Raw genomic sequence first — 21,644 nt, 5'->3', positions numbered from 1 at the left:
TCGAATGTCGACAATAATGCAGTGACTGCCGTATTACGCAATGATCTCTAAGCACAAATGTAAGGCAAAAGCCATTGTAGCCCAACAGACTCTCCAGAAGAAGAAATAAGGGGCTGTGGCAAAATTCGATTTTGCCCACAGCCCCATTTATGTGCGTTAGAATGCGCAAAAAGCAAGGCTCTAAGACTGAGGCTGAGGGGAGCATACTGGAAAGCCGAATGTCGCAAGTAACACAGCAGTTTGCGTATTATGGCACTCCGTCTGTATCCTGTACATTGTCAAATGTTCACCCTTATGGCACATAACCTTTGTAGAAAGAAAAACGAGAGGAGATCAACTCAGAGGCAAAGCATGTTGCAACTGAAACAGATGGGCAAATTCACCTCCTTGCTTCAACAATTCGGCTGGATGTCCGCTCTCAACGACCCGTCCATCCTTGAGTACAACGATCTTGTGGGCATTGGCCACTGTACGCATCCGATGGGCAATGATCAGCACCGTCTTATTGCGAATTAACTCCGAAATAGCGGACTGTATTTGACTCTCATTCTCCACATCAAGACTGGCCGTAGCCTCATCCAGCAAGACGACAGGGGCATCTTTAAGCAAAGCCCGGGCAATAGAGATGCGCTGACGCTCCCCTCCGGAGAGTCTCTCTCCATTCTCCCCGATAATCGTATCGTAGCCATTCGGCAGACGGCTGACAAACTCATCACACCGAGCCAATCGGGCGACAGCTCTGACCTCTTCGTCGGTTGCATCTTGCCGGCCTATGCGGATATTGTCCATCACACTTGCATTGAAAAGAAGGACGTCCTGAAAGACAATTGCGTAATGGCGAAGCAAACTTTCGGGATCGATAGTAGAAATATCTACCCCTCCTAAGAAAATCCGGCCATGATCAACATCCCAAAACCGGGCAGCCAGCTTGGCCGAAGTACTCTTACCTCCACCAGAAGGACCCACCAAGGCTGTCACCTCTCCCTGACGGGCAGTGAAAGAGACAGAGCGCAAGACCTGTCTATCGCCTCCATAGGAAAAATCTACCTCCTCGAAAGTAATATCATAGTTAGACACCTGAAAGTCTGATGTTCCTTGCTGGATAGGCATAGCATCCATTTCTCGCATACGGTCAATGCGAACATCAAGAAAGGCAAGAATAGCCATGTTGTTGAATACCTCCATAATCGGGTTGTAGATAGTCGACCCGATCATGAGAAATACGAGATATGTAAATAGATCAACCTCTCCTGAGACTAACAAGTAAGCCCCCACGAGAATAACCGAGGCCAACCCCAGTTTCAGGATGATATAAGATATATTGATAGAACAGCCAACAAGCAGTTCTCCCTTGATCATGCCTTGCTCACAGCTATCCAATTCGTCATCAAGCTTAGCCAAGTAGTCTGCCTCTCCGTTGTAGGACTTAATTTCCTGAATTTCCTCCAAACCCTCCTGTATACGCTCCGTGACAGCTCGCTTGACGAAGTAATGCTTCCTATGCAGACGCAACATAAACTTCTTGGATACAAAAATCACTGCAGCTGCCACTGGTACAACCCAAAGCAGGGCCAGAGAGAGTTGCCAGTTAAAACAGAACAAACCAAGTCCAACCATCGATAAACTCAAGAAAGAGGCAAAAAGCTGTGGAATGGAATGGGAGAACATTTTCTCAAGCTCCGAATTGTCCTCCATAAGCGTTGCAGTAAGGTCAGAGAGATTTTTCTCCGCAAAGAAAGCCAATGGCAACTTGCGCAACTTCTCAGCCAGACCAATACGCCTATTGGCACTTTCCACATACACGTTCGTGTAAGTATTGGTGTATTGAATCATGGCAAGGGCAAACAATATCAGCATAAAAGCAAGTGCAACAGCTATATAAAAACGCCAACCATGCAAAGCAAGAGCATGGAAATAATCATCAAGAAACAGGAAAGTAAACACAGCCGGCAACATCAGGGCAATATTGAGCAGCGTAGTCCAGACAATCCCCCCGAAAAGGGACTTGCCCCCCTGTCTCGATAGAGCAAATCTATTTTGGAAGTATGAAATCATCTTTGTGTCAATTTATTATTCGGATTAGTGATACAAGCCTCCTCCTATACTGTCCAGGCCACAGATCGCTGGTATTCATCCCACATGGAACTATACAGACCTTTCTTGGCGAGCAACTCTTCATGGTTCCCCTGCTCTGCAATCTGCCCCTTATCTACCACCAGAATACGATCTGCCTGCTGCACACTTGTCAAGCGATGTGCAATCATCAACACTGTCTTGCCTTTCATCAACTCTTGCAAAGCCTGATGTATAAGTGTCTCACTCTCGGGATCGGCAAAAGCAGTAGCCTCATCAAGCACCACAATAGGGGCATTCTTAAGAATAGCTCTGGCTAAGGCAATCCGCTGTCGTTCTCCACCGGAGAGGTAGATACCGTCCGCTCCAATTCGTGTATTCAGGCCATTAGGTAAGCGATCGACAATCTCCCTGCTTCGAGAAAGATCGATAGCCCTATTTATCGCCTCCTCTGTAGCATCGGGAGTTCCATAGGTAATATTTTCCCGAAGTGTCGTTTTGAAAAGTTTGGTATTCTGGAAAACAAAAGCAACTCTCTCCATCAGATCCTCCTTGGCCATATCACGCACATCTACCCCACCTATCCGTACACTGCCATGAGAGACATCCCAAAAGCGAGGGATTAGCCGAGCGATAGTTGTTTTGCCACTGCCGGAAGGGCCTACCAAAGCATAGGTCTTGCCCTCCGGGATCATGAAGTCTACACCATCGACAGCTTTTTGTGTCGTTCCCGGATAGCCGAAGCTCACCTGGTTGAATGCAAGGTCGTGCTGCTGAGGCCTAAGGGTTTTCTCGGCAATAGGCAAAGAACTCTCAGAGGTAAGTTGCTCCAAGCGGCTAATTGTCTCATTTGCCAAGAAAAGATTTTGTCCAAGATGCATGATCTTCATGATATTGGTGGCAAAAAGAGGGGTGACCAATAAATACAGGAACATATCTGCCAGCAACTCCGTTGGATTATCTGATTTGCCGATCAGCAAGATCGTCACCGGGATGAGGAAAAAGGCAAAACTATGTATCGCCACCATATAGAAAGACATGGGTTTCTGCCAGCTAAGAGTGTACTTCATCACCAAATCTCGATAGGAGATAATACTATCGTAAAATCGCTTAAAAGAGAATACCGTTTGCTGAAAAACCTTCACCACCGGGATCCCTCGTACATATTCAACAGCTTCGCTGCTCATCTTTTCCTGTGCATCAAGGTATCTCCGCTGGAAATCATTACGATTCGGATTCATCATAATAAACATCGTAAGACAGGCAGCCAATATGGGTATCAGACAAACCAATCCCAGACGTGGGTCAAACACGAATATAAGGATGAAGACACCCAAGGGAGCAGTTATACTCCCAATGATATCCGGCAACAAATGCGCCAGCAAGATATGTGTCTGGGAGGTATCTTCGTCTATGACTTTCCGTATTTTGCCACTAAGTTTCTTATCGAAATAGCCCAATGGCATTCTCAATACACGACGCATCGCTTCTCGTCTCATATTTAGCTCGACCCGAAAAGCAACCAGATGCGACAACATCAGGGAGCAAAAATAGAGGAGTATGGCTATGACCGAGACGCCCACAGCCCACCAAGCATAAGTCTTCACAAGAGAGCTATCTGCCAAGCCTCTACCGGACAACAGTTCACGGACGATAAACCAAATAAGAATGAAAGGCAACAATGACACCAAACCATTCATGGCCGAGAGAGCAAAGGATATGGGCAGAAGAATCTTACGCTGCCCCATGTAGGATTGGATTTTTTGAATCGTATTCATCGGAAATGCAATGTCTTTTTAGAAGCTGTATCTAGCTTTGATCCAGACTTCCGAATTGTCTCTATATCGGGCAAACAGGCTCCCATTGTCTTGCCCGGCAAACCAATCGTAACCGGCCAATAAATGCAACTGATCACTCAGAGCATAATCTCCTGAAAAACGGCTGAACCACGCTCCATTATTGAGATCGAGATAAGTAAAATTGGCAAGAGAGAGTGTACTACCCAGCATTTTTTTTGAGATATGAAGTGTAAGCAGAGAGGTATGCTCATCTTGCTCGGCAATAGGATCGTAGTCGAAAATGCTCTCTGAAGAAAGCTGAGCTGAGAGCATCCATTCGTAAGGAGCATACCAATCAGCTCCAACAAGCCAATTGAGAGAATTGAATCCCTGCTCTGGAGAACGAAAATGCTTATCTATGTTGAATGCCGCCTCTCCTCTAAGGACAAAAGCACCGAGAGGCTTGGCAATGTCTCCCCCAACGAAACCCATGCGGTAATAGCGAGGAGAGACACGCACACTGCCAGGAGTCATTCCTCTTTCGATCTGCAAAACAGGCATTTTGTTCCATGTATGCAAAGCTGCAAGAGAAAAATCTACACCCGGCAGAGTAAAGCTCAAACGACCGCCATATTCTATATTGGCCAATTTGAGGGCAGGCTTACTATCCTTGTCATCCCATTCGATTTCGTAAGACTTTTTTTGACCTGAAGAGGAGAATATACTCCATGGATTGTTTTCCCCAGTCGGCAATATATACCCCTCGAAAGTGGGTACCAATATGGTTTCGAATCGTAGCTTTTCGTTGTACAGAGAGAAGCGCAAAGCATTTACCGGCAAACGGATATCATCGTAGTCTTGAGCGAGAAACTCTGTCAAATCCATTGGAGAGACCAAGTCGGTAATACGTACTCCATCGGCAGTTCCCCAAATCACAAACTGTCGCCCAAAACTGATCTTCCAAAACTCCTCTTGATGTTCAAAATAGGCTTCTCTCAATTTCAGATTGCAAGGCCCTCCGGTGATGGGGTTATACGCAGCATCGAAAGAAGCAATAACAACCGACTCGTCGAAACGCTTGGTAAACTCTCCTCGCAGCCGTGTACGCGAACTCATAATATCATGAGGAGAGGTTACACGCATCGCATGGTAGGTATCTACAAAGCCCTTTGTATCGAATGTCACTCCTCGCTCTCCTTCCGGAGACAAGGCTCGCAGAGGCAAAGCCCCGACAATCAGGCCAAGCAACAGAATCGCATATAAACAAACAGTATCTCGATACATCATCACATACCGCCTTTCTCGAGAGTGGCAACATTAAACTTCGATTCATCCAGAGGTAAATCGAACTTAGGGTTTTTGATTTCCAAAATCGTTTGGTGTCCATTCTGTACATTAGTCATGTGCATCTTCTTGGCCACCCAAAATCCGTTCACCTTACTGATCTCGGATAGCTCCAGCCGACGATGTAGCTTGCCCATTTTGTCGTAGTACTCGACCTTGACAGGGATCAAACAATCCTGGCGTACCCAAGTCATCTTGCTCGAAAAGACATCACGGTTATCTCGTGGCTTGGACTCCACTTTCCAGCATTTATGCCCGGCAAGAGTCTCTTCTGCCAGGAGAAAATGTGTGTCTTCATCCACATGTCTGCCCCCCATGTCGTCATAGGTAAAGTCACTTCCCATGAAGTAGTCTTTCTTAGCTGAGGAACCACTGATCCGTCTGACTTTTTTCATTGAGGGGAGATAGAGCCAACGATCATCTTCTTTGTCTGCCGAATCGTAATCCCAAGTGAGAAATCCGGTTCCTTTGACATCTCCAGGATAAAGGAAAAACAGAATTGTCTTGCGGTCTTTCTTCCCTTTGCCCATATCAATCGAATAGGAGAGCAATTTGCGCTCTCTGGTACTTCCACGTTTATTGATCAGAGTCATGCCCAATTCCGACTGTCGAGTGTCTCCATCTGAGCGATCCTTCACTTTCTGCATAACATCTCGCCCTGTCTTCTGCGCAAAAGATCCGGTCGTCCAGAGAAAGGCCATGACAAGGCCTGTAAATACGATACGATTCATTGTTTCAATTATGTTTTTATTCGGTTTCTAATTCTGGTTTACTTTCCATAGGTTTCCACAAGCGAACAACGAGAACAATGTTTGTTGCCAAGACGAAAGAGAGGAGCAAAATCTGTTCTATGCAGAAAGGACTCTCTCCGAAGGTTGCAATCAAGTGAACTGCATTGAGAAGCCCCATCAAAGAAGCCCATATTCGATTGAACCAAACAAAACCTCTGCTCTCAATCAAAAGAGTAAGCAGCACCATCAGCAAAGAGCCTACTCCGAAAACAATATGACTGACCACGAAGATGGTCGGCTCGGAGCCATCCGTTCCCGGCAGCTGAATATTTGCTCCGTAGAAGAGACTGTCCAGAGAAAAAACAGAGTGGGAAATGATCCCTGTGACAACCAATAGCCACAGAAAAGCCAACTTAATTTGCTCGATTTGTTTCATAACTACTTCTTCATTTTAAGGTTGTACGATTCTCTTCTTCTCTCCTCTTGTCTCCCTCTTCCTTGCCGAAAATTTTGAAGCGACGGAATAACAAAGGAGTAATACACAAATCGGCCAAAAGAGCCGAAAGCATCCCTGCCACAGAAAGAATACCCATATGGATGAAAGAGAGATTTTCCGAAGTTGTATAGGCGGCAAAATTGGAGGAAACGATAAGGCTCGTCAGAACAATGGGAGTCCCCACAATACGGAAAGTCTTCAGAATAGCTCCACGATAGTCTCGTTGTCGATCGAACTCCAAATGGCCATGATTGATGAAGTGTATCGTGTCATCCACAGCCAGACCGAGTACCATAGGCATGATAGTGGCCGTCATCATATCAAGAGGATAATCCATCCAACCCATCAATCCACCAACAACAATGGCAGGCATTATATTAGGTATCAAGCCGATAAGCCCCACACGGACACTGCCAAAAACAACCATCATCAAGATGCCGATAATCAGTAGCGAAATCACAAATGAGCTGATCTGTCCGCGCACAATGTATTGCATCATCGTGGTAAACTGTGGCAACGATCCCACCGGTGTTATCTGTGCATCCGGGAAAAGTTTGCGTGCCAGATCGGTAATATCTTGCATCTCCCGCTCGGCTTCTCCGGAGTTGTAGGCCTGCAACTCTACCTTAATGCGCAGACGGCTGTATTCGTAGTCAATCCAGTTTTCCACCTCACTGCCACCGGCATTCTCGTAGAGTAAGAGCTGTTGGGCAACCTCCTCCTGACTGTCGGGAATGGTATAATAGGCTGCCTGACCATCGTGCAAAGTCTGGTTGAGATCCTTAATCACATTCAAAACCGATGTAGTACGCTTGGTGAGAGGATAGTTCTCCACAACACGAGCCACGGAGTCCAGAGCCTTGAGAGCTTCGGGATTTTTGGCTGCACCGGGATTTTTGAGATCTATCATGATGTCATAGGAATAGACCGAACCAAGCTCACTCTCCCCTACTTCCATTATATCCTTTACATAGTCGATCCTCCGTCCCATAGTCCTGTCTATATCGAAAGCTGCCTCTATATTGGTAAAGTGGTAGAGGAGACCAACAGTGAATATTCCAAACACCAGCAAGATCTTTTTCTCATTGTTCAGGATCCAATCCCCAAAAGCCTCCAAATGGCGATCGATCCACTGCTTACCTATCGTGGCAGCGTTCTCCACTGGCTTGCGATCTTTACCAAAGCTCAGAGTTACTGGCATGACCAACATAGAAATGAAGAAAGTCAGAAGTACACTGAGTGAGGTAACAATCCCGACAAAATGCATCGGAACTACAGGAATAGTAAGGAAAGACAGAAGAGCAGCAAAAGTGGTCAAGGCACTAAACAAGATGGGCCAACCAGTTTCTCCAATCGTTTCGATAGCTGCCAACTTGCGTTTCCCATGCAGACGAAGTTGCCGCTTGAAGAAAGAATGGATATGTATGTTGTAGGCTATCGCAATGGCAAAAGCCAAAAGCATCGGGATCAATATCATCGCACTATCTATACTCAAACGGAAATAGCCCACTAAGCCATAGGCAATGATGATAGAGCTCACAGCCGTGAGAATCGGTACCACTACTCCTCGGACTGAGCGAGTAAAGAGAGCAAGAACGATTAGAGCACAGACAATAGCCAAACTCATTACTCGAGTCATCTCCTTCCCGATCCAATCCAGTTTACGGGCAGACAAATAAGGCATACCGGTACCTCTCGGGTTCAGCGGGGCATATTCGCTCTTGCTTAGTATCCGGTGAAGCTCTCTACCTGTAAGCATCTCAGGCGCAACACTCCCCTTTCCTTTATTCCAGACAGAATCTTCCGGGAAAGGGCGAAGCTTGAGCAACACCCAAGTCAATGTACCGTCTTTGGAAACCAGACGGCTGGCAATGTGTGGCTTGCGATAGGCTTTGCGCCGTATCTCAGCCAAGGCTGCCGGATCAGAAGGGATCTCCTCGGGAACAATCTGCTCGATGGATATTCCCTCCTCATTGCCTTCCATAAATTCTATATCGGTAAGCGAAGTAATCTTATCCGCATAAGACATACTATCCAACATCTCGTTGGACAATTTGCGGATCAGCTCCAGACTCTCCTTGCTAAAACTGTCTTCACAGCGCGTAAGGACGGCAGCATAGTTGTCGTTACCGAAAATGGACTTGAACTCTTCTGTTTTGACCATCATGGGATCGTCTTCGAGGAAGTAATCCTCCCAAGAGGTCTTGATGTTCAGAAAAGACAAGCCAAAGAGCCCTATAACAAGCAGCAAAACAAAAAGCCCCAAAGAGAGAAAACGCCTGTGAATAATGTACTCCGCACGACGATAAAACCATTTGTTGATTCGTTCGATCTTCATTGCTATAAATAATGTGGTTATTCAAAATACTCCCGACCAAATGCCTCTCTCAAACCGGATCCAACGGCCATCATCCTCTCATCAACTCAGTCCAACCGGCCGTTCCGAATGCAATATATTCCGAGAGAGCTCGCTCTATCTCCTGCTCGGTCAACTCTTCGTTGGCTATGATCTCGGTAAATATGATCATCCACCACGTGGAACTCAGCTTGACAAAGAGAGGGGATACCTCCGCCTTGAATTGCGGATATTTCTTTCGAAATCGCTCCAGATACACCTTACCCACCTCGGTTTGGCGACGGACAACCTCTTCTCTGAAAGACTCCAAGGAAGATCCTCCAGAGAGCAACAGCAGGAGCTTAAGCTCTGCCCGATATGTACGGGTAAGAGACATAAACTCTTGCACCATTTTCTCTCGATAGCGATCCGGAGCAGACATGTACAACTCCATATCCTCATCGCTATTGTGTTCCTCCAACATCTTGTTGAATGCATTCAACAAAGGAGAGAGTACCTCTCTGAAAAGGCAATCCTTATGATCGAAATGGTTGTATATATTGCTAACTGCCACCGCACTCTCTGCAGCTATCACACGCAAAGAGGCTCCACGGAACCCCTTGGCAAGGAACTCTTCCCGAGCTGCTCGTACGATCCTTTGGCGAGTTGTGTTATTGCTCGTTGACTTCATCTGTTTTGTTCATTAGGGTTCGGCACAACGGAGAATAAGGAAGAAGTCTCCTCATATCCAAAGGCTTATTACCAAGATCTGAGACAAAAGTATCGAGCATGAACACTGTTCACAATGCCTACAGTTGGGTATTTCCTTCTCTTTTTTTCAGTATTTTTTAGTATGGATGACGAATTGCCAATTAGAGGCCTTCGGACCCAAAACGATCATTTATCAAAAACATAGGCAAATAGACTGCATTTTAATAGAATACAACATCCTATAAATGGGCAGCGGGACGTAATTTTTATTTGCACGGGAGAGAGCGAAAATTCTCTCCTCAGAGAATTTTCGCTAACACAGGAGAGAACAAAAATTCTCTGAGGAGAGAATTTCGGCTCTCTCAAAACACCGATGAATAGGGCTTTTTCAGGATGGGTCAAAAGGGGGTAAAGTTGAGGAAACCCTTGTGTGGCAAAGTGTTTAATTTCATTTTGTACCTTTGTTGAACAAATTAGGAAAGAACCGATTTATAATGGCAGGGGCATTCCCCATTGAAACAACAAGCAAGATGATAGATATTACGACTACTTATGCAGGGCTGCAACTCAAAAATCCTATCGTAGCAGCCAGTTCGGGTTTGACAAGCAATATCAACAAGATCAAAGAGCTGGCAGCTCAGGGAGTGGGAGCTATCGTGTTGAAATCTCTCTTTGAGGAACAAATCGAGATGCAGGGACAGTCAATGCTGGAGCACACCGACTACCCGGAGGCAGCCGACTATATAGCCCAGTATGTGCGTGGAGAACAGGTGAATCAATACCTCGACTTGATCAGTCAAGCCAAGCAAAGTACCGATGTACCGGTAATCGCCAGTATCAACTGCTTCCGGGCGGATGCATGGGCAGACTTTGCAGGTCGCATAGAGCAAGCAGGAGCAGATGCTATCGAACTGAATGTAATGCGCCTGGAGACAGATCTGTTTGCCAAAGAAAGCTATGAAGACCAGTATGTCGCCATCGTAGCATCCATTGTCAAGGCTGTAAAAATCCCTGTGACAGTGAAGCTTTCTCGCACATTAAGCAACATCCCTGCATTGGTAGACAAATTGCGTGCTACCGGAGCCAAAGGAATCGTGCTATTTAACCGCTCCTATCGCACCGATGTAGACATAGAGACAGAAAGTCTGTGCTCCGGAAATGTTTTCTCTCAACCAACAGACATCTGCGACACTCTCAGATATACAGGCATCTGCTCCGCCCTGATCCCTGGTGTGAGCTTGGCAGCCTCAACCGGAGTACATGGCTGGGAAGAGGTGGTTAAATGTATTTTGGTAGGCTCTTCGGCAGTGCAGATGTGTTCGGCCCTGTATAAGGGGGGCAGCACTGCTATCAAAGAAGCTATACTTGGCCTGACCACGTGGATGGAGCGCAAAGGTTATCGCTCCATAGAGGAATTTAGAGGACGCCTGAACGCTGCTGACATCAAATCGGCTACAATGTTTGAGCGTATGCAATTTATGAAGTACTTTTCGAGACACGAATCCAACTAAGCAATACGCATCCTGTCAGAGGACTTGTGTCGGGTACATATCGGTCGCAAAACAGGAGCAACACAGAAACAAATAAGGATAGAAAAAACATGAAAAAGACAAGTATTATTGCAGCTCTGGCAGCCACAGCTCTACTGATCAGCGGATGCGGACTCAGCAACGCAATCAAGGGAGGAGCCATAGGTACAGGTGCCGGTGCCGCTATTGGAGCCGGTATAGGTAAGGTGGCCGGGAATTCCGGCATGGGTGCCATCATAGGGGCAACCATAGGAGGAGCAGCCGGTGCTATCATCGGGAACAAGATGGACAAGCAGAAAAAGGAGCTAGAAACTCAACTCCCCGATGCCAAGATAGAAGCAATCAACGATGGCGAAGCTATCCGAGTAACATTTGACAGCGGTATCCTCTTCCAGACAGGCAAGAGTGACCTGAACGCCGCTTCACGCTCCGCTCTGAGCAAATTTGCGAAAAACATCAACGAAAATCCAGATACGGATATTGAGATTATAGGTCATACCGACAGTACCGGTAGTGATAGGGTGAACAATCCGCTCTCAGAACGTCGTGCCAAGGCTGTGTATAGCTTCCTTAACGCTCAAGGAGTTGCCACCTCTCGTATGCAATACAGTGGCAAGGGTAGCTATGAGCCTATTGCAGACAACAGCACAGTGGAAGGTCGTCGTCTGAACCGCCGTGTGGAAGTGTACATCCTGCCGAATGCCAAGATGATAAAGGAAGCAAAGCAGGGCTCTCTGTAAGCAAAACTTATCAAGAGTCTCCGCATCAAACGCAAAGGAGACAACGAAAATTAGACAGCGCAAGCGGAGAAGAAGGCCGGTATCCGAGCCCCGTTCTCGCTTGTCGCTGTCTTTGTTTTTTCACAGTCACATAATATTACCTCAAACTGATTAGCAGCCAACAAATGAAACGAAGAAACCTTTTTCCGGTCTGCGCTCTGGCATTCGCTCTCAGCTCGACATCTCTCTCCCTTTTGGCTTGTTCCGGATCTCGCAGCCGAACGGAGGCACAGGCAGACACAACCCGAAACACTCAGGTAGCTCACGAGCTGGAAACGCTGGCCTTCCCCTTGCCGGATGTGCCCTCTTATCTAATAGAGCCACATGATCGCGCAAAATATTTGCTGCTACACTATTGGGACAAATGCTCCTTTACCGACACAACCGAGCTACAAAAAGGAGGACGTATGGAAGCCAGTTTTGCCAACTTCGCAGCATTGGCAGCCAATATGCCATTAGCAGAAATACAACAGTCTTTGCTGGTGCCTCTGGAAAAATCGTCAGGAAAAATGCTCAACTTCTTCCTAAAGATGTACGAGAAGTATTACTATTTCTCCAACTCCCCGATGCACAATGAAGAGTTTTATATCCCCATCCTCGACTGGGCTGAACAATCACCCAAACTCGACTTTGCCTCACAGGAGCGTCTCAAAGCTCGAGCTAAACTTGTCCGCCGCAACAGGGTGGGATCAAAAGCATTCGACTTCGCTCTTGAAATGGCCGACGGCTCCCAACGTAAGCTCCACTCTTTCGCAGGTGAATACCTATTGCTCATATTCTATTCTCCGGGTTGCCATACTTGCCAGATGACAATAGAGCAAATCAACAATACACCGGAAATAGGACGCCTACACACCTCCAAACGTGTGCGCTCCCTTTATGTATATGCAGAGAACGACAAAGAAGCATGGCTCAACTACCGTTCCCAACTGCCCTCCTATGCCTACAATGGGATGAACACGGATGGGGCGATCCTCTCCCGAGAGCTGTATGACCTCAAGGCCTCCCCCACCATATATCTGTTGGACAAAGAAAAGAAAGTCCTTCTCAAAGATGTATCCATAGAGACTGTTCTGGATTATCTAAACTTCCACTTATAAATACACTTCGATGAAAGGCATCGTACTTGCCGGTGGATCCGGCACACGACTCTATCCTCTCACCATCGGCCTGAGCAAACAGCTATTGCCAGTTTACGACAAACCTATGATCTACTATCCGATCTCGGTACTTATGTTGGCCGGCATCCGCGAAATTCTGCTCATATCCACCCCACAAGACCTACCGCAATATCGCCGTATGCTGGGTGATGGATCGGCTTTCGGCATATCAATTGCCTATGCTGAGCAACCCGAACCACGAGGGCTGGCAGAAGCCTTCATCATAGGGCGAGAGTTTGTCGGCAGCGAAGCTGTATGTCTGGTGTTGGGCGACAATATCTTTTATGGACAATCATTCTCCTCTACCCTTCTTTCAGCTGCCGACAAAGTGGAGAAAGAGGGTAAGGCTATCATTTTCGGCTATCGAGTCAAGGATCCTAACCGCTACGGAGTGGTAGAGCTGGACAAAAACGGCAAAGCGATCAGTATCGAAGAAAAGCCCTCCAACCCCAAAAGCGATCTGGCCGTTGTAGGTCTCTACTTCTACCCACCATCTGTGGTAAACATCGCAGCCAATGTACGCCCCTCGAATAGAGGGGAACTGGAAATCACATCTGTAAACAATGCCTACCTCACCCAAGGAAATCTCTACGTAGAAATGCTGGGGCGCGGATTTGCATGGCTGGATACTGGCACACACGAGGCTCTGGCTCAAGCCTCTACCTATGTGGAAATTTTACAGAAAAGGCAGGGGTTAATGATAGCCTGTCTCGAAGAAATCGGTTACAGGCATGGCTGGCTGTCTCGGGAAAAGTTGCAAGAAAGGGCGGCTCTCATGCCGGGTAACGATTATGGCCTCTACTTGTACAGCTTGTTGGGTTAAGAAGGAAACCTCCCCGGACACATACTCCACTTGTATGGTGTTTGAGAGGGCTTGTGCAGGAGAAATGTTAGTTGTACCTTCGTGGCTGATTATCGATCTACGCCCGTATTAGGCGGGGGTAGTATTTATGTTTAATAAAAAACAATAAGAGAATGTATCTCGACAAAGAAAAGAAGGAAGAGATCTTCGGCAAGTATGGTAAGGCTACAACCGATACGGGTAGCCCCGAGAGCCAAATCGCACTCTTCACCTATCGTATTCAGCACTTGACCAAGCACTTGCAGGAAAACAAGAAAGACTTTGCTACAGCCCGTTCGCTCAAGCGTCTCGTAGGCCGTCGTCGTCAGTTGCTGGACTATCTTACTCGCAAAGATATCGAGCGTTACCGTGCTATAATCAAGGAGTTGGGCATCCGTCGCTAAAAAGACTCGCCTCAAGATCTTGAACAAAGTGCCTCCCAGAGAGGGTCACACTTACGGTTCGGAGGGTATTGCAGAATAAACCTGCAATACCCTCTTTTTCTTTTGAGAACTCCTGCAATAAAAAGGCAGCCAAAATCAATCGACACTGCCCCTATCAACGTTTCCTCTTCTTCCTCAAAAGTGTCGATCCCAAAGTCTTAGGTCCAAGCTTGAAGCCTAATTCTTTTTCTTTTGAAATAATCATATATTTGTGATCGGCTGTCTGTTTTAATCCAAAGGATAGCCATAAGAGGATATCTTAGTCACAAAGACATTATTTCTAAACAACAACAAAACACAAACAACAATGGACATCAACAAGTATCCAGCCGAGCCATTTCGCATCAAGAGTGTAGAACCCGTGAAAATGAATTCTCGCCAGGAGCGGGAGCGTATGATCAAGGAAGCAGGTTATAATACCTTCCTGCTCAATTCAGAAGATGTATACATCGACTTGCTTACCGATAGTGGTACCAATGCCATGAGTGATCGTCAATGGGGAGGTATGATGCAGGGTGATGAGGCTTATGCTGGCAGTCGCAACTGGAAACATCTGGAAGCAACGGTACAGGAGCTTTTCGGGTTCAAGCATATCGTTCCCACTCACCAGGGGCGTGGGGCGGAAAACTTACTGAGCCGTATCGCCATCAAACCGGGACAATACGTACCGGGGAACATGTACTTCACGACTACCCGCTACCACCAGGAGCACAACGGTGGTATTTTCGTGGATATTATTCGGGATGAGGCACACGATGCCGGTCTGGATATTCCTTTTAAGGGAGATATATCTCTCGACAAACTACAGAAACTAATCGATGAAAAAGGGGCCGAGAATGTCGCCTATGTCTGTCTGGCTGTAACAGTGAATTTGGCTGGAGGGCAACCGGTATCGATGAAAAATATGCGTGCCGTACGCAAGCTGACGGCCAAGTACGGTATTAGGGTGTTCTTCGATGCCACACGCTGTGTAGAAAATGCCTATTTCATCAAAGAGCAGGAAGAGGGCTATGCCGACAAATCAATACAAGACATCGTATTGGAGATGTTCAGCTATGCCGATGGTTGCACGATGAGTGGCAAGAAAGACTGCTTGGTGAATATCGGAGGCTTCCTTTGTATGAATGACGAGGATTTGTTCCAAGCCGCCAAAGAATTGGTTGTCGTGTACGAAGGAATGCCGTCTTATGGAGGCATGGCCGGACGCGATATGGAAGCGATGGCCATCGGTCTTCGCGAATCAATGCAATACGAATATATCCGTCACCGGGTATTGCAGGTGCGTTACCTTGGGGAGAGGCTACTCGAAGCCGGTATTCCTATCATCCAACCCGTAGGTGGTCATGCAGTGTTCTTGGATGCCAGACGTTTCTGTCCCCACTTGAAACAGGAGCAGTTCCCGGCACAAAGTTTGGCTGCCAACCTCTTTTTGGAAAGTGGTGTGCGATCTATGGAAAGAGGTATCGTATCGGCTGGTCGTGATGCTAAAACAGGGGAAAACCATGCACCGAAGCTCGAAACAGTGCGCCTAACTATCCCCAGACGTGTATACACCTACAAGCATATGGATGTGGTAGCCGATGCTGTGATCAAGCTCTACCGTCACAAAGAAGACATTAAAGGCTTGCGCTTCGTTTATGAGCCTAAGCAGCTTAGATTCTTCACAGCTCGCTTTGAGGAGATAGACTGATCAATTCAGATAGCGATCTCAAAATACTCGCCTGTAACTGAAGGCAGGATACCCTCAAAAAAGAAGCCTCCTTGCAGATTAGCTAATCTGCAAGGAGGCTTCTTTTTACTCGACTCTTAAAGTCGTACGATCTATTCACTGTCAATCAATGCTGTTTACCCGTCCTAAGAACATCAACTTACCACTACCAGCATGGCTGATAGTAAAGAAGAATGGATGGTCTGCCTTGAATTCGACCGGCTCTTCCGGGGCAGCAGTGTCGGTAAATATCACCGCAGTGGCAGCTGCCGCTTCTACGCCCTTTTCGTCCCATCCAACCATACACTTCTGCAACACCTTACTTACCAGAAGGTTAGGATTATCCATTATTCCCATGAGGTTACCCGGTTGGGTAATCTTGCTCAAACCCAGTTGTCGTGCTCCTTCCTGATCAGCGTCATTAAGTAACAGCATCGATTTGGTGGTAAATTTATATTTGGGCAAGTAGATATCCACCGTCCTCATTATGGCATTCTCTTCCTTTGCAAAGACCTTGATTGGGTCATGCTTGGCAAAAAACTCAGCCGTCAGTTCTTGTTTTTTGTTTTTGGGGAGGATGATATCAAGGAAGAAACCTTTCTTCTCTGTTGGCAGACGCAATATCTGAGCCTCGGGCAAATCGGCCAAAGTCTCAGTTCTACATCCTCGAAGCATTTCCACTTCTTGCTTAGCCCCAGTTGCTACCATAAATTCCCCTTTCTTAGTATCTGCCTTACTGAAAGGCCTGTCCCATGGAGTATTGAAATACAATACATTTGTGAGAATCATAGCCAAATCATCCGAAGCCAAATCCTCTGATAGTAGATTCTTGATTTTTCCATAACTCTTACGCTCTATCCACTCGTTTATGTAGCGAATAGCCTCCCCCTTAGATAAGTTGAGAACCGACATGGCAGCATCGAAATACTTAAGCATCACCGGTGGATAGTCGGCTTTGAGTTTCTGCACCCGTTGCTCATCCACCCAAAGGGCATTAGCCACAAACAAGCGTCTCTCAGAGCTGGTCGTTTCCAAGTCTTTTGTCAAACGTCTATGATATTCGGAGAGCTGTTGTCTGTCTGCCGAACTCCATCCCATTGCATTTACCAACTCCCCTCGAGCCTCATCGGAAGCCCCCGCAGCTACCATGGCAATGGCATATTCCCAAGAAAGGGGAGAGAGAATCAAATTTTCATTACGACTCTTCGAAGCCACATAGGCAAACATCTTATAGGCAAAACCATTGGCACCCTTCACCAACAACTTGTCGGCCTCTGTAATCGGCTCATTATCCGTATTCTTTATAGATGGAACATCCGCTCCCTTTTCGGGCAATTCGGGCTGAGAAAGGATTGCCACCCCTCCCTCCGGTATCGGAATTTCCGGCTGGGGTACATCGGCCCCTTTCGGACTATCCTTACCACATCCCACAAGGAAGAATACGGAAGACAACGCTAGGCAAATCAATTTTGTTTTCATAACTCCTCTGTTTTATTTGTGAAACCTATTTTCAACACTCACTACATTCTCTTTCGTCTCTCTGTACTCTGCCACACCGCAGAGACTTAGGCCTCAGAAAAAGGCCGATGAGCAAAGGGAACTACCTTGACAAATCCGCTGAAACGAAAGTGAACCCACGTAGACAATCTCCTCTCTCAACTCTTAAATGATCTTAAGTAAGAAATACTGCATAAAAACTTTGCATCATACAGTTTTTGTTGTGCGATCATAGATCTTGAGCTCTGACTACACATCCAAATCTCCCAATATCTTCGTGATTGCTACACTAAAAAAACGCCCAAAAAGAATGCGAAAACGGCCTTTTGAGGATCTGCGCAGCAGTCTCGTCTTACAATGCAGCATTTGTCTTAATTTTGCCGAAGTCCCTGCCCTGAGGGAGGAGACTTGCACAACTTCGCCTCTGAGGTCACTTAAGAACCTGAAATGAATACTGTTTACGACAAAGACGATTTGCAGACCGCTGTACGCACGCTTCGGGAAGGAGGAGTGATCCTCTACCCTACCGACACCGTATGGGGAATTGGCTGTGACGCCACCAATTCGGCCGCAGTGCAAAAAGTGTATAAGCTCAAACAAAGATCGGATTCCAAAGCTGTGCTCGTACTGATCGACCATGAGGCCAAGCTACCCGGTCTCATGAGAGAGGTACCCGAATTAGCCTACAATATGATAGATCTGGCTGTCAGACCTCTGACGATCATCTATCCAGCGGCTCGCAATATCGCCCCTGAACTGCTTGCAGAAGACGGCAGTTTAGGAATCCGCATCAGTAAGGAAAACTTCAGTCACGAATTGTGTCGCATGCTCGGCAGACCTGTTGTTTCTACCTCTGCCAACATCAGTGGCGAGCCCTCCCCGGCTTGCTTTGCTGAAATAAGCCAGAAAATAAAGGAAGGTGTAGACTATATAGTTCGCTACAGGCAAGACGATAGAAGCAAAGCCTTGCCCTCCCAAATCATCAAATTGGAAGTTGATGGTCAGGTAAAAGTGATTCGAGAATGAATGCGGAGTCATCTTTGAGGAGAAAGTACATCCTAACCGATGTTTTAAGCACAAGCATCGTATACATTGGCTACAATGGCATACGCAACGAGCTGGAACATGGAGTCGGCCTACTGTCTTGGGACTATCTACTAAGTATCAAATCCATTGCCGTATATCTAGCCTTTGTAGGGTTTTGGATCGGTTTCTTTGCCCTTTCGGGGTACTACAATAAGCCTAAGAATAAGAGCCGTTTAGTGGAGTTTTCCTCCTCGATCATCAGCATTTTCTTAGGTTCAGTGATCACTTTCCTACTTTGGGTTGTGGATGATATACTCCACAATACGAGTCTTTATTTACCACTCTTTCTCTATCTGACAGGGATGATGCTGGCAATCGTTTATCCTCCCAGACTGATACTGACCACCCTGTTGATCAGAAAAGATCGGCGGGAAGGAGTCAAGAGTAAGGTCCTACTCATCACTGACCGAGAAGCATTCGACAGAAGCCGAGCCATCTTACAACAGATGGGAAAAGAGATTATCGAAGAAATGTGCATGGATCTTGGCAATACTGCCGAAGAAAGAGAAAGAGAGCTGGACAGACAGATTGAAGATATCAGTTATGCTATATCCGTACACAACCCCGAATCTCTGGTCGTCTCGCTCGAAGGGACTCGTCCGGAACTCATCAGTCTACTACTCTACAAACTTTACCCCTTCAAGTTACCAATCAAAGTCCCCATACAAAGCTTATTCTTTGCGGGTGCCAAAGTGAAAGTGACGGCTATGACAGGAGAGCCCATGGTGGATATGACTGAGACCAATATGGCCGAATGGGAGAAAAATGTCAAATGGCTTTTCGACAAAGTATTCTCTCTTTTGCTACTTGCCCTTACATCCCCTCTGCTACTCTATCTGAGTATACGTGTAAAACTCTCCTCGGAAGGCCCTGTTATCTTCTGTCAGGAACGTATCGGCTTGCATGGCAAACCATTCATGATATACAAGTTCCGATCGATGTATCAGGGAGCTGAAATGGATGGACCTAAGCTCAGTTCGGACAACGATCATCGTATCACTAAGCTGGGCAAACGATTGAGGAAGTATCGCCTTGACGAATTGCCACAATTTTGGAATGTACTCAAAGGCGATATGAGCTTCGTGGGGCCAAGGCCGGAAAGAGCACATTACATACGCCTACTTATCCAACGTGCACCCTACTACTACCTGCTGCACAATGTTCGTCCGGGAATTACCTCTTGGGGAATGGTGCGCTATGGCTATGCTTCAAATCTGGAAGAAATGCACGAGAGGCTCAAATACGATTGGCTCTATTATGAGAACATGTCGCTGCAACTGGATCTGGCAGTACTGGTATATACACTGAAAACTCTCATCAAAGGAAGTGGAAAATGAAAAAGACAAGTGAGGGCAATATGTCTCAATGGTTCAAGAGCTTGCTGCTGTGGCGCGAAAAGCACATCAGCCAAAGAGCTTTTGTACTGATGTTAGCTTTCCTCATTGGGCTATGTACAGCCCTCTGTGCTACCCTGCTGAAAGAAACAATACACCATATACAGGCTTTTTGGATAGCCCAATCGAGGTCATACAACTTCCTCTATCTACTACTACCGGTAATCGGGATTCTCATCACAGCTCTTCTTGTGCGCTACGTGATACGGGACGATATAGGACATGGGGTCACCAAGATATTGCTGGCTCTGTCTCAACGGAAAAGCCGGATCAAGCCGCACAATATGTGGTCTTCCATGTTGGCGAGCTCCATTACGATTGGCTTTGGAGGATCAGTTGGGGCCGAGTCTCCTATTGTCCTGACAGGGGCTGCCATCGGGTCAAATATAGGGCGGCTTTTCCGTCAAGAACAGAAGATGCTTATGCTTTTGGTTGGCTGCGGTGCTGCGGGTGCCATAGCCGGTATCTTCAAAGCTCCGATTACAGGTTTGGTATTCGTCGTTGAAGTTTTGTTGATGGATTTCACACTCAACAGTATTTTGCCTTTGCTGGTCAGCTCCGTAACCTCGGCTGCCGTATCTTATATCATCGGAGGGACGGAAGCAATGTTCCATTTTAGCCAGACTGAACCATTCTCTCTGGATCGTATTCCTTTTGCGATTTTGCTGGGTATTCTCTGTGGTCTCCTTTCTCTCTATTTCTCCAAAATGATGTTTATGCTGGAGGGGAGGATGAAAGGGATGCGCTCCTACACAAAACGTTTCCTCATCTCTGCTCTTATCCTATCGGGCCTGATATTCCTCTTCCCTTCCCTCTATGGAGAGGGTTACATCACGATAGAACGGCTCATCAACGGAAACTATGCCACACTCATGGAGGGGAGTCTGTTTGAGCGGTGGAGCGACTCGTACTGGCTGCTCTTCGTGTTCTTGGGCTTTAGTGTGCTCTTCAAGGTATATGCCTCCGTTGCTACCAATTCTGGGGGAGGCTGTGGCGGTTTGTTTGCGCCTAGTCTTTTTGTAGGCGGACTTACTGGCTTTATGTTCGCCTATGCGATCAACTTTTTCGGGTTTATCCGCCTGCCACACAAAAACTTCACCCTCATGGGGATGGCTGGAGTAATGGCAGCCGTCATGCACGCTCCACTCACGGGGATTTTCCTGATTGCCGAGCTTACCGGTGGATACGATCTGTTCCTCCCTCTCATGATGGTATCGATCAGTGCCTATGCCACGATCCGCATATTTATGCCACACTCTATCTATTCGCTCCGTTTGGCCAAAGAGGGCAAACTACTCACCCACCAGAAAGACAAAGCTGTATTGCGACTCATGTCTGTCGATAGCGTTGTAGAAACAGAGTTCGAACCAGTAATGCCCCAGATGACTCTCGGAGACATGGTGCAAGTCATAGGCAAATCTACTCGCAATGTCTTTCCTGTAGTAGACGAAGAGGGAATACTGCTCGGGGTTGTGCTGTTGGACAATATCCGCAACATCATGTTCAGACCGGAATTGTACGACCGCTTCAAGGTGGAAAAATTCATGGTCTCCCCTCCAGCCAAGATCAATAACACGCAGTCTATGGAGGACATCATGCGTATTTTTGACGACACTCAGGCATGGAATTTACCCGTAATCGATACAAATGGACATTATCTGGGATTTATCTCCAAATCGAAAGTATTCAACTCTTATCGAACCGTATTGGTTGAGACCTTCGAGGGAGACTAACCTCTA

General features: G+C 46.8%; 17 protein-coding genes. 9 read left to right on the top strand and 8 right to left on the bottom strand.

Annotated elements, in window-relative coordinates; all coding sequences use genetic code 11:
• Nucleotides 1-333: 333 nt before the first annotated feature.
• The 7 genes from DQN70_RS04340 to DQN70_RS04310 form a co-directional block, all read right to left on the bottom strand.
• Complete coding sequence (locus tag DQN70_RS04340; RefSeq protein ID WP_023939617.1) at nucleotides 334-2,055, bottom strand: ABC transporter ATP-binding protein; 1,722 nt, start codon at nucleotides 2,053-2,055, stop codon at nucleotides 334-336.
• Nucleotides 2,056-2,099: 44 nt separating this feature from the next.
• The gene (locus DQN70_RS04335) at nucleotides 2,100-3,851 is read right to left on the bottom strand and encodes an ABC transporter ATP-binding protein (RefSeq protein WP_023939618.1); all 1,752 of its coding nucleotides are present in this window, start codon (nucleotides 3,849-3,851) and stop codon (nucleotides 2,100-2,102) included.
• Between the two features lie 18 nt (nucleotides 3,852-3,869).
• Entirely contained in the window at nucleotides 3,870-5,138 is a 1,269-nt protein-coding gene (locus DQN70_RS04330) for a DUF1302 domain-containing protein (RefSeq protein ID WP_111759335.1), read from the bottom strand.
• Nucleotides 5,138-5,926, bottom strand: a complete 789-nt coding sequence (locus tag DQN70_RS04325) for an outer membrane lipoprotein-sorting protein (RefSeq protein WP_023939620.1) — start codon at nucleotides 5,924-5,926, stop codon at nucleotides 5,138-5,140. Before DQN70_RS04325 ends, DQN70_RS04330 begins: the two co-directional genes overlap by 1 nt.
• A gap of 16 nt (nucleotides 5,927-5,942) precedes the next feature.
• Nucleotides 5,943-6,362, bottom strand: a complete 420-nt coding sequence (locus tag DQN70_RS04320) for a hypothetical protein (RefSeq protein ID WP_023939621.1) — start codon at nucleotides 6,360-6,362, stop codon at nucleotides 5,943-5,945.
• 10 nt (nucleotides 6,363-6,372) lie between these two features.
• Entirely contained in the window at nucleotides 6,373-8,760 is a 2,388-nt protein-coding gene (locus tag DQN70_RS04315) for an efflux RND transporter permease subunit (RefSeq protein ID WP_023939622.1), read from the bottom strand.
• A 70-nt stretch (nucleotides 8,761-8,830) separates the two neighbouring features.
• Nucleotides 8,831-9,448, bottom strand: coding sequence for a TetR/AcrR family transcriptional regulator (locus tag DQN70_RS04310; protein WP_036890372.1), 618 nt, complete (start codon nucleotides 9,446-9,448; stop codon nucleotides 8,831-8,833).
• Nucleotides 9,449-9,998: 550 nt separating this feature from the next.
• Here DQN70_RS04310 and DQN70_RS04305 point away from each other — a divergent pair.
• From DQN70_RS04305 to DQN70_RS04280, 6 genes are all read left to right on the top strand, one after another.
• On the top strand, nucleotides 9,999-10,979 hold the full coding sequence (locus DQN70_RS04305) for a dihydroorotate dehydrogenase-like protein (RefSeq protein ID WP_036887276.1): 981 nt from the start codon (nucleotides 9,999-10,001) through the stop codon (nucleotides 10,977-10,979).
• Between the two features lie 89 nt (nucleotides 10,980-11,068).
• Nucleotides 11,069-11,737 (top strand): OmpA family protein, encoded by a 669-nt coding sequence (locus tag DQN70_RS04300; protein ID WP_023937186.1) that lies wholly within the window; start codon nucleotides 11,069-11,071, stop codon nucleotides 11,735-11,737.
• Nucleotides 11,738-11,901: 164 nt separating this feature from the next.
• Nucleotides 11,902-12,876 carry a DUF5106 domain-containing protein gene (locus DQN70_RS04295; RefSeq protein ID WP_023939624.1) on the top strand — a complete coding sequence of 325 codons (975 nt, stop codon included), beginning with the start codon at nucleotides 11,902-11,904 and terminating at the stop codon, nucleotides 12,874-12,876.
• Between the two features lie 10 nt (nucleotides 12,877-12,886).
• A complete protein-coding gene (rfbA, locus tag DQN70_RS04290; protein ID WP_023937188.1) occupies nucleotides 12,887-13,759 on the top strand; it encodes a glucose-1-phosphate thymidylyltransferase RfbA in 873 nt (290 codons plus the stop codon).
• Between the two features lie 152 nt (nucleotides 13,760-13,911).
• Nucleotides 13,912-14,181: a 30S ribosomal protein S15 gene (rpsO, locus tag DQN70_RS04285; protein ID WP_023937190.1), complete on the top strand. Its 270-nt coding sequence runs from the start codon at nucleotides 13,912-13,914 to the stop codon at nucleotides 14,179-14,181.
• Nucleotides 14,182-14,527: 346 nt separating this feature from the next.
• Entirely contained in the window at nucleotides 14,528-15,910 is a 1,383-nt protein-coding gene (locus DQN70_RS04280) for a tyrosine phenol-lyase (protein WP_023937196.1), read from the top strand.
• A 141-nt stretch (nucleotides 15,911-16,051) separates the two neighbouring features.
• On the opposite strand, the gene DQN70_RS04275 is transcribed toward DQN70_RS04280, so the two are convergent.
• Nucleotides 16,052-17,407 carry a serpin family protein gene (locus DQN70_RS04275; protein ID WP_023941009.1) on the bottom strand — a complete coding sequence of 452 codons (1,356 nt, stop codon included), beginning with the start codon at nucleotides 17,405-17,407 and terminating at the stop codon, nucleotides 16,052-16,054.
• A 465-nt stretch (nucleotides 17,408-17,872) separates the two neighbouring features.
• Between DQN70_RS04275 and DQN70_RS04270 the strand changes: the two genes are divergently transcribed.
• The 3 genes from DQN70_RS04270 to DQN70_RS04260 are packed head-to-tail and all read left to right on the top strand — an operon-like array spanning nucleotide 17,873 to nucleotide 21,638.
• Nucleotides 17,873-18,451: an L-threonylcarbamoyladenylate synthase gene (locus DQN70_RS04270; protein ID WP_023941006.1), complete on the top strand. Its 579-nt coding sequence runs from the start codon at nucleotides 17,873-17,875 to the stop codon at nucleotides 18,449-18,451.
• On the top strand, nucleotides 18,448-19,848 hold the full coding sequence (locus tag DQN70_RS04265; RefSeq protein ID WP_023941005.1) for an exopolysaccharide biosynthesis polyprenyl glycosylphosphotransferase: 1,401 nt from the start codon (nucleotides 18,448-18,450) through the stop codon (nucleotides 19,846-19,848). The genes DQN70_RS04270 and DQN70_RS04265 overlap by 4 nt, the downstream gene beginning before the upstream one ends.
• On the top strand, nucleotides 19,845-21,638 hold the full coding sequence (locus tag DQN70_RS04260) for a chloride channel protein (RefSeq protein WP_231968868.1): 1,794 nt from the start codon (nucleotides 19,845-19,847) through the stop codon (nucleotides 21,636-21,638). The genes DQN70_RS04265 and DQN70_RS04260 overlap by 4 nt, the downstream gene beginning before the upstream one ends.
• The last annotated feature ends 6 nt before the right edge of the window (nucleotides 21,639-21,644 follow it).

This window comes from Porphyromonas crevioricanis, from assembly GCF_900476255.1.
Classification (GTDB): Bacteria; Bacteroidota; Bacteroidia; order Bacteroidales; family Porphyromonadaceae; genus Porphyromonas; species Porphyromonas crevioricanis.
The sequence above is the reverse complement of the archived record's forward strand: the minus strand, read 5'-3'. Positions and strand labels throughout refer to the sequence as shown.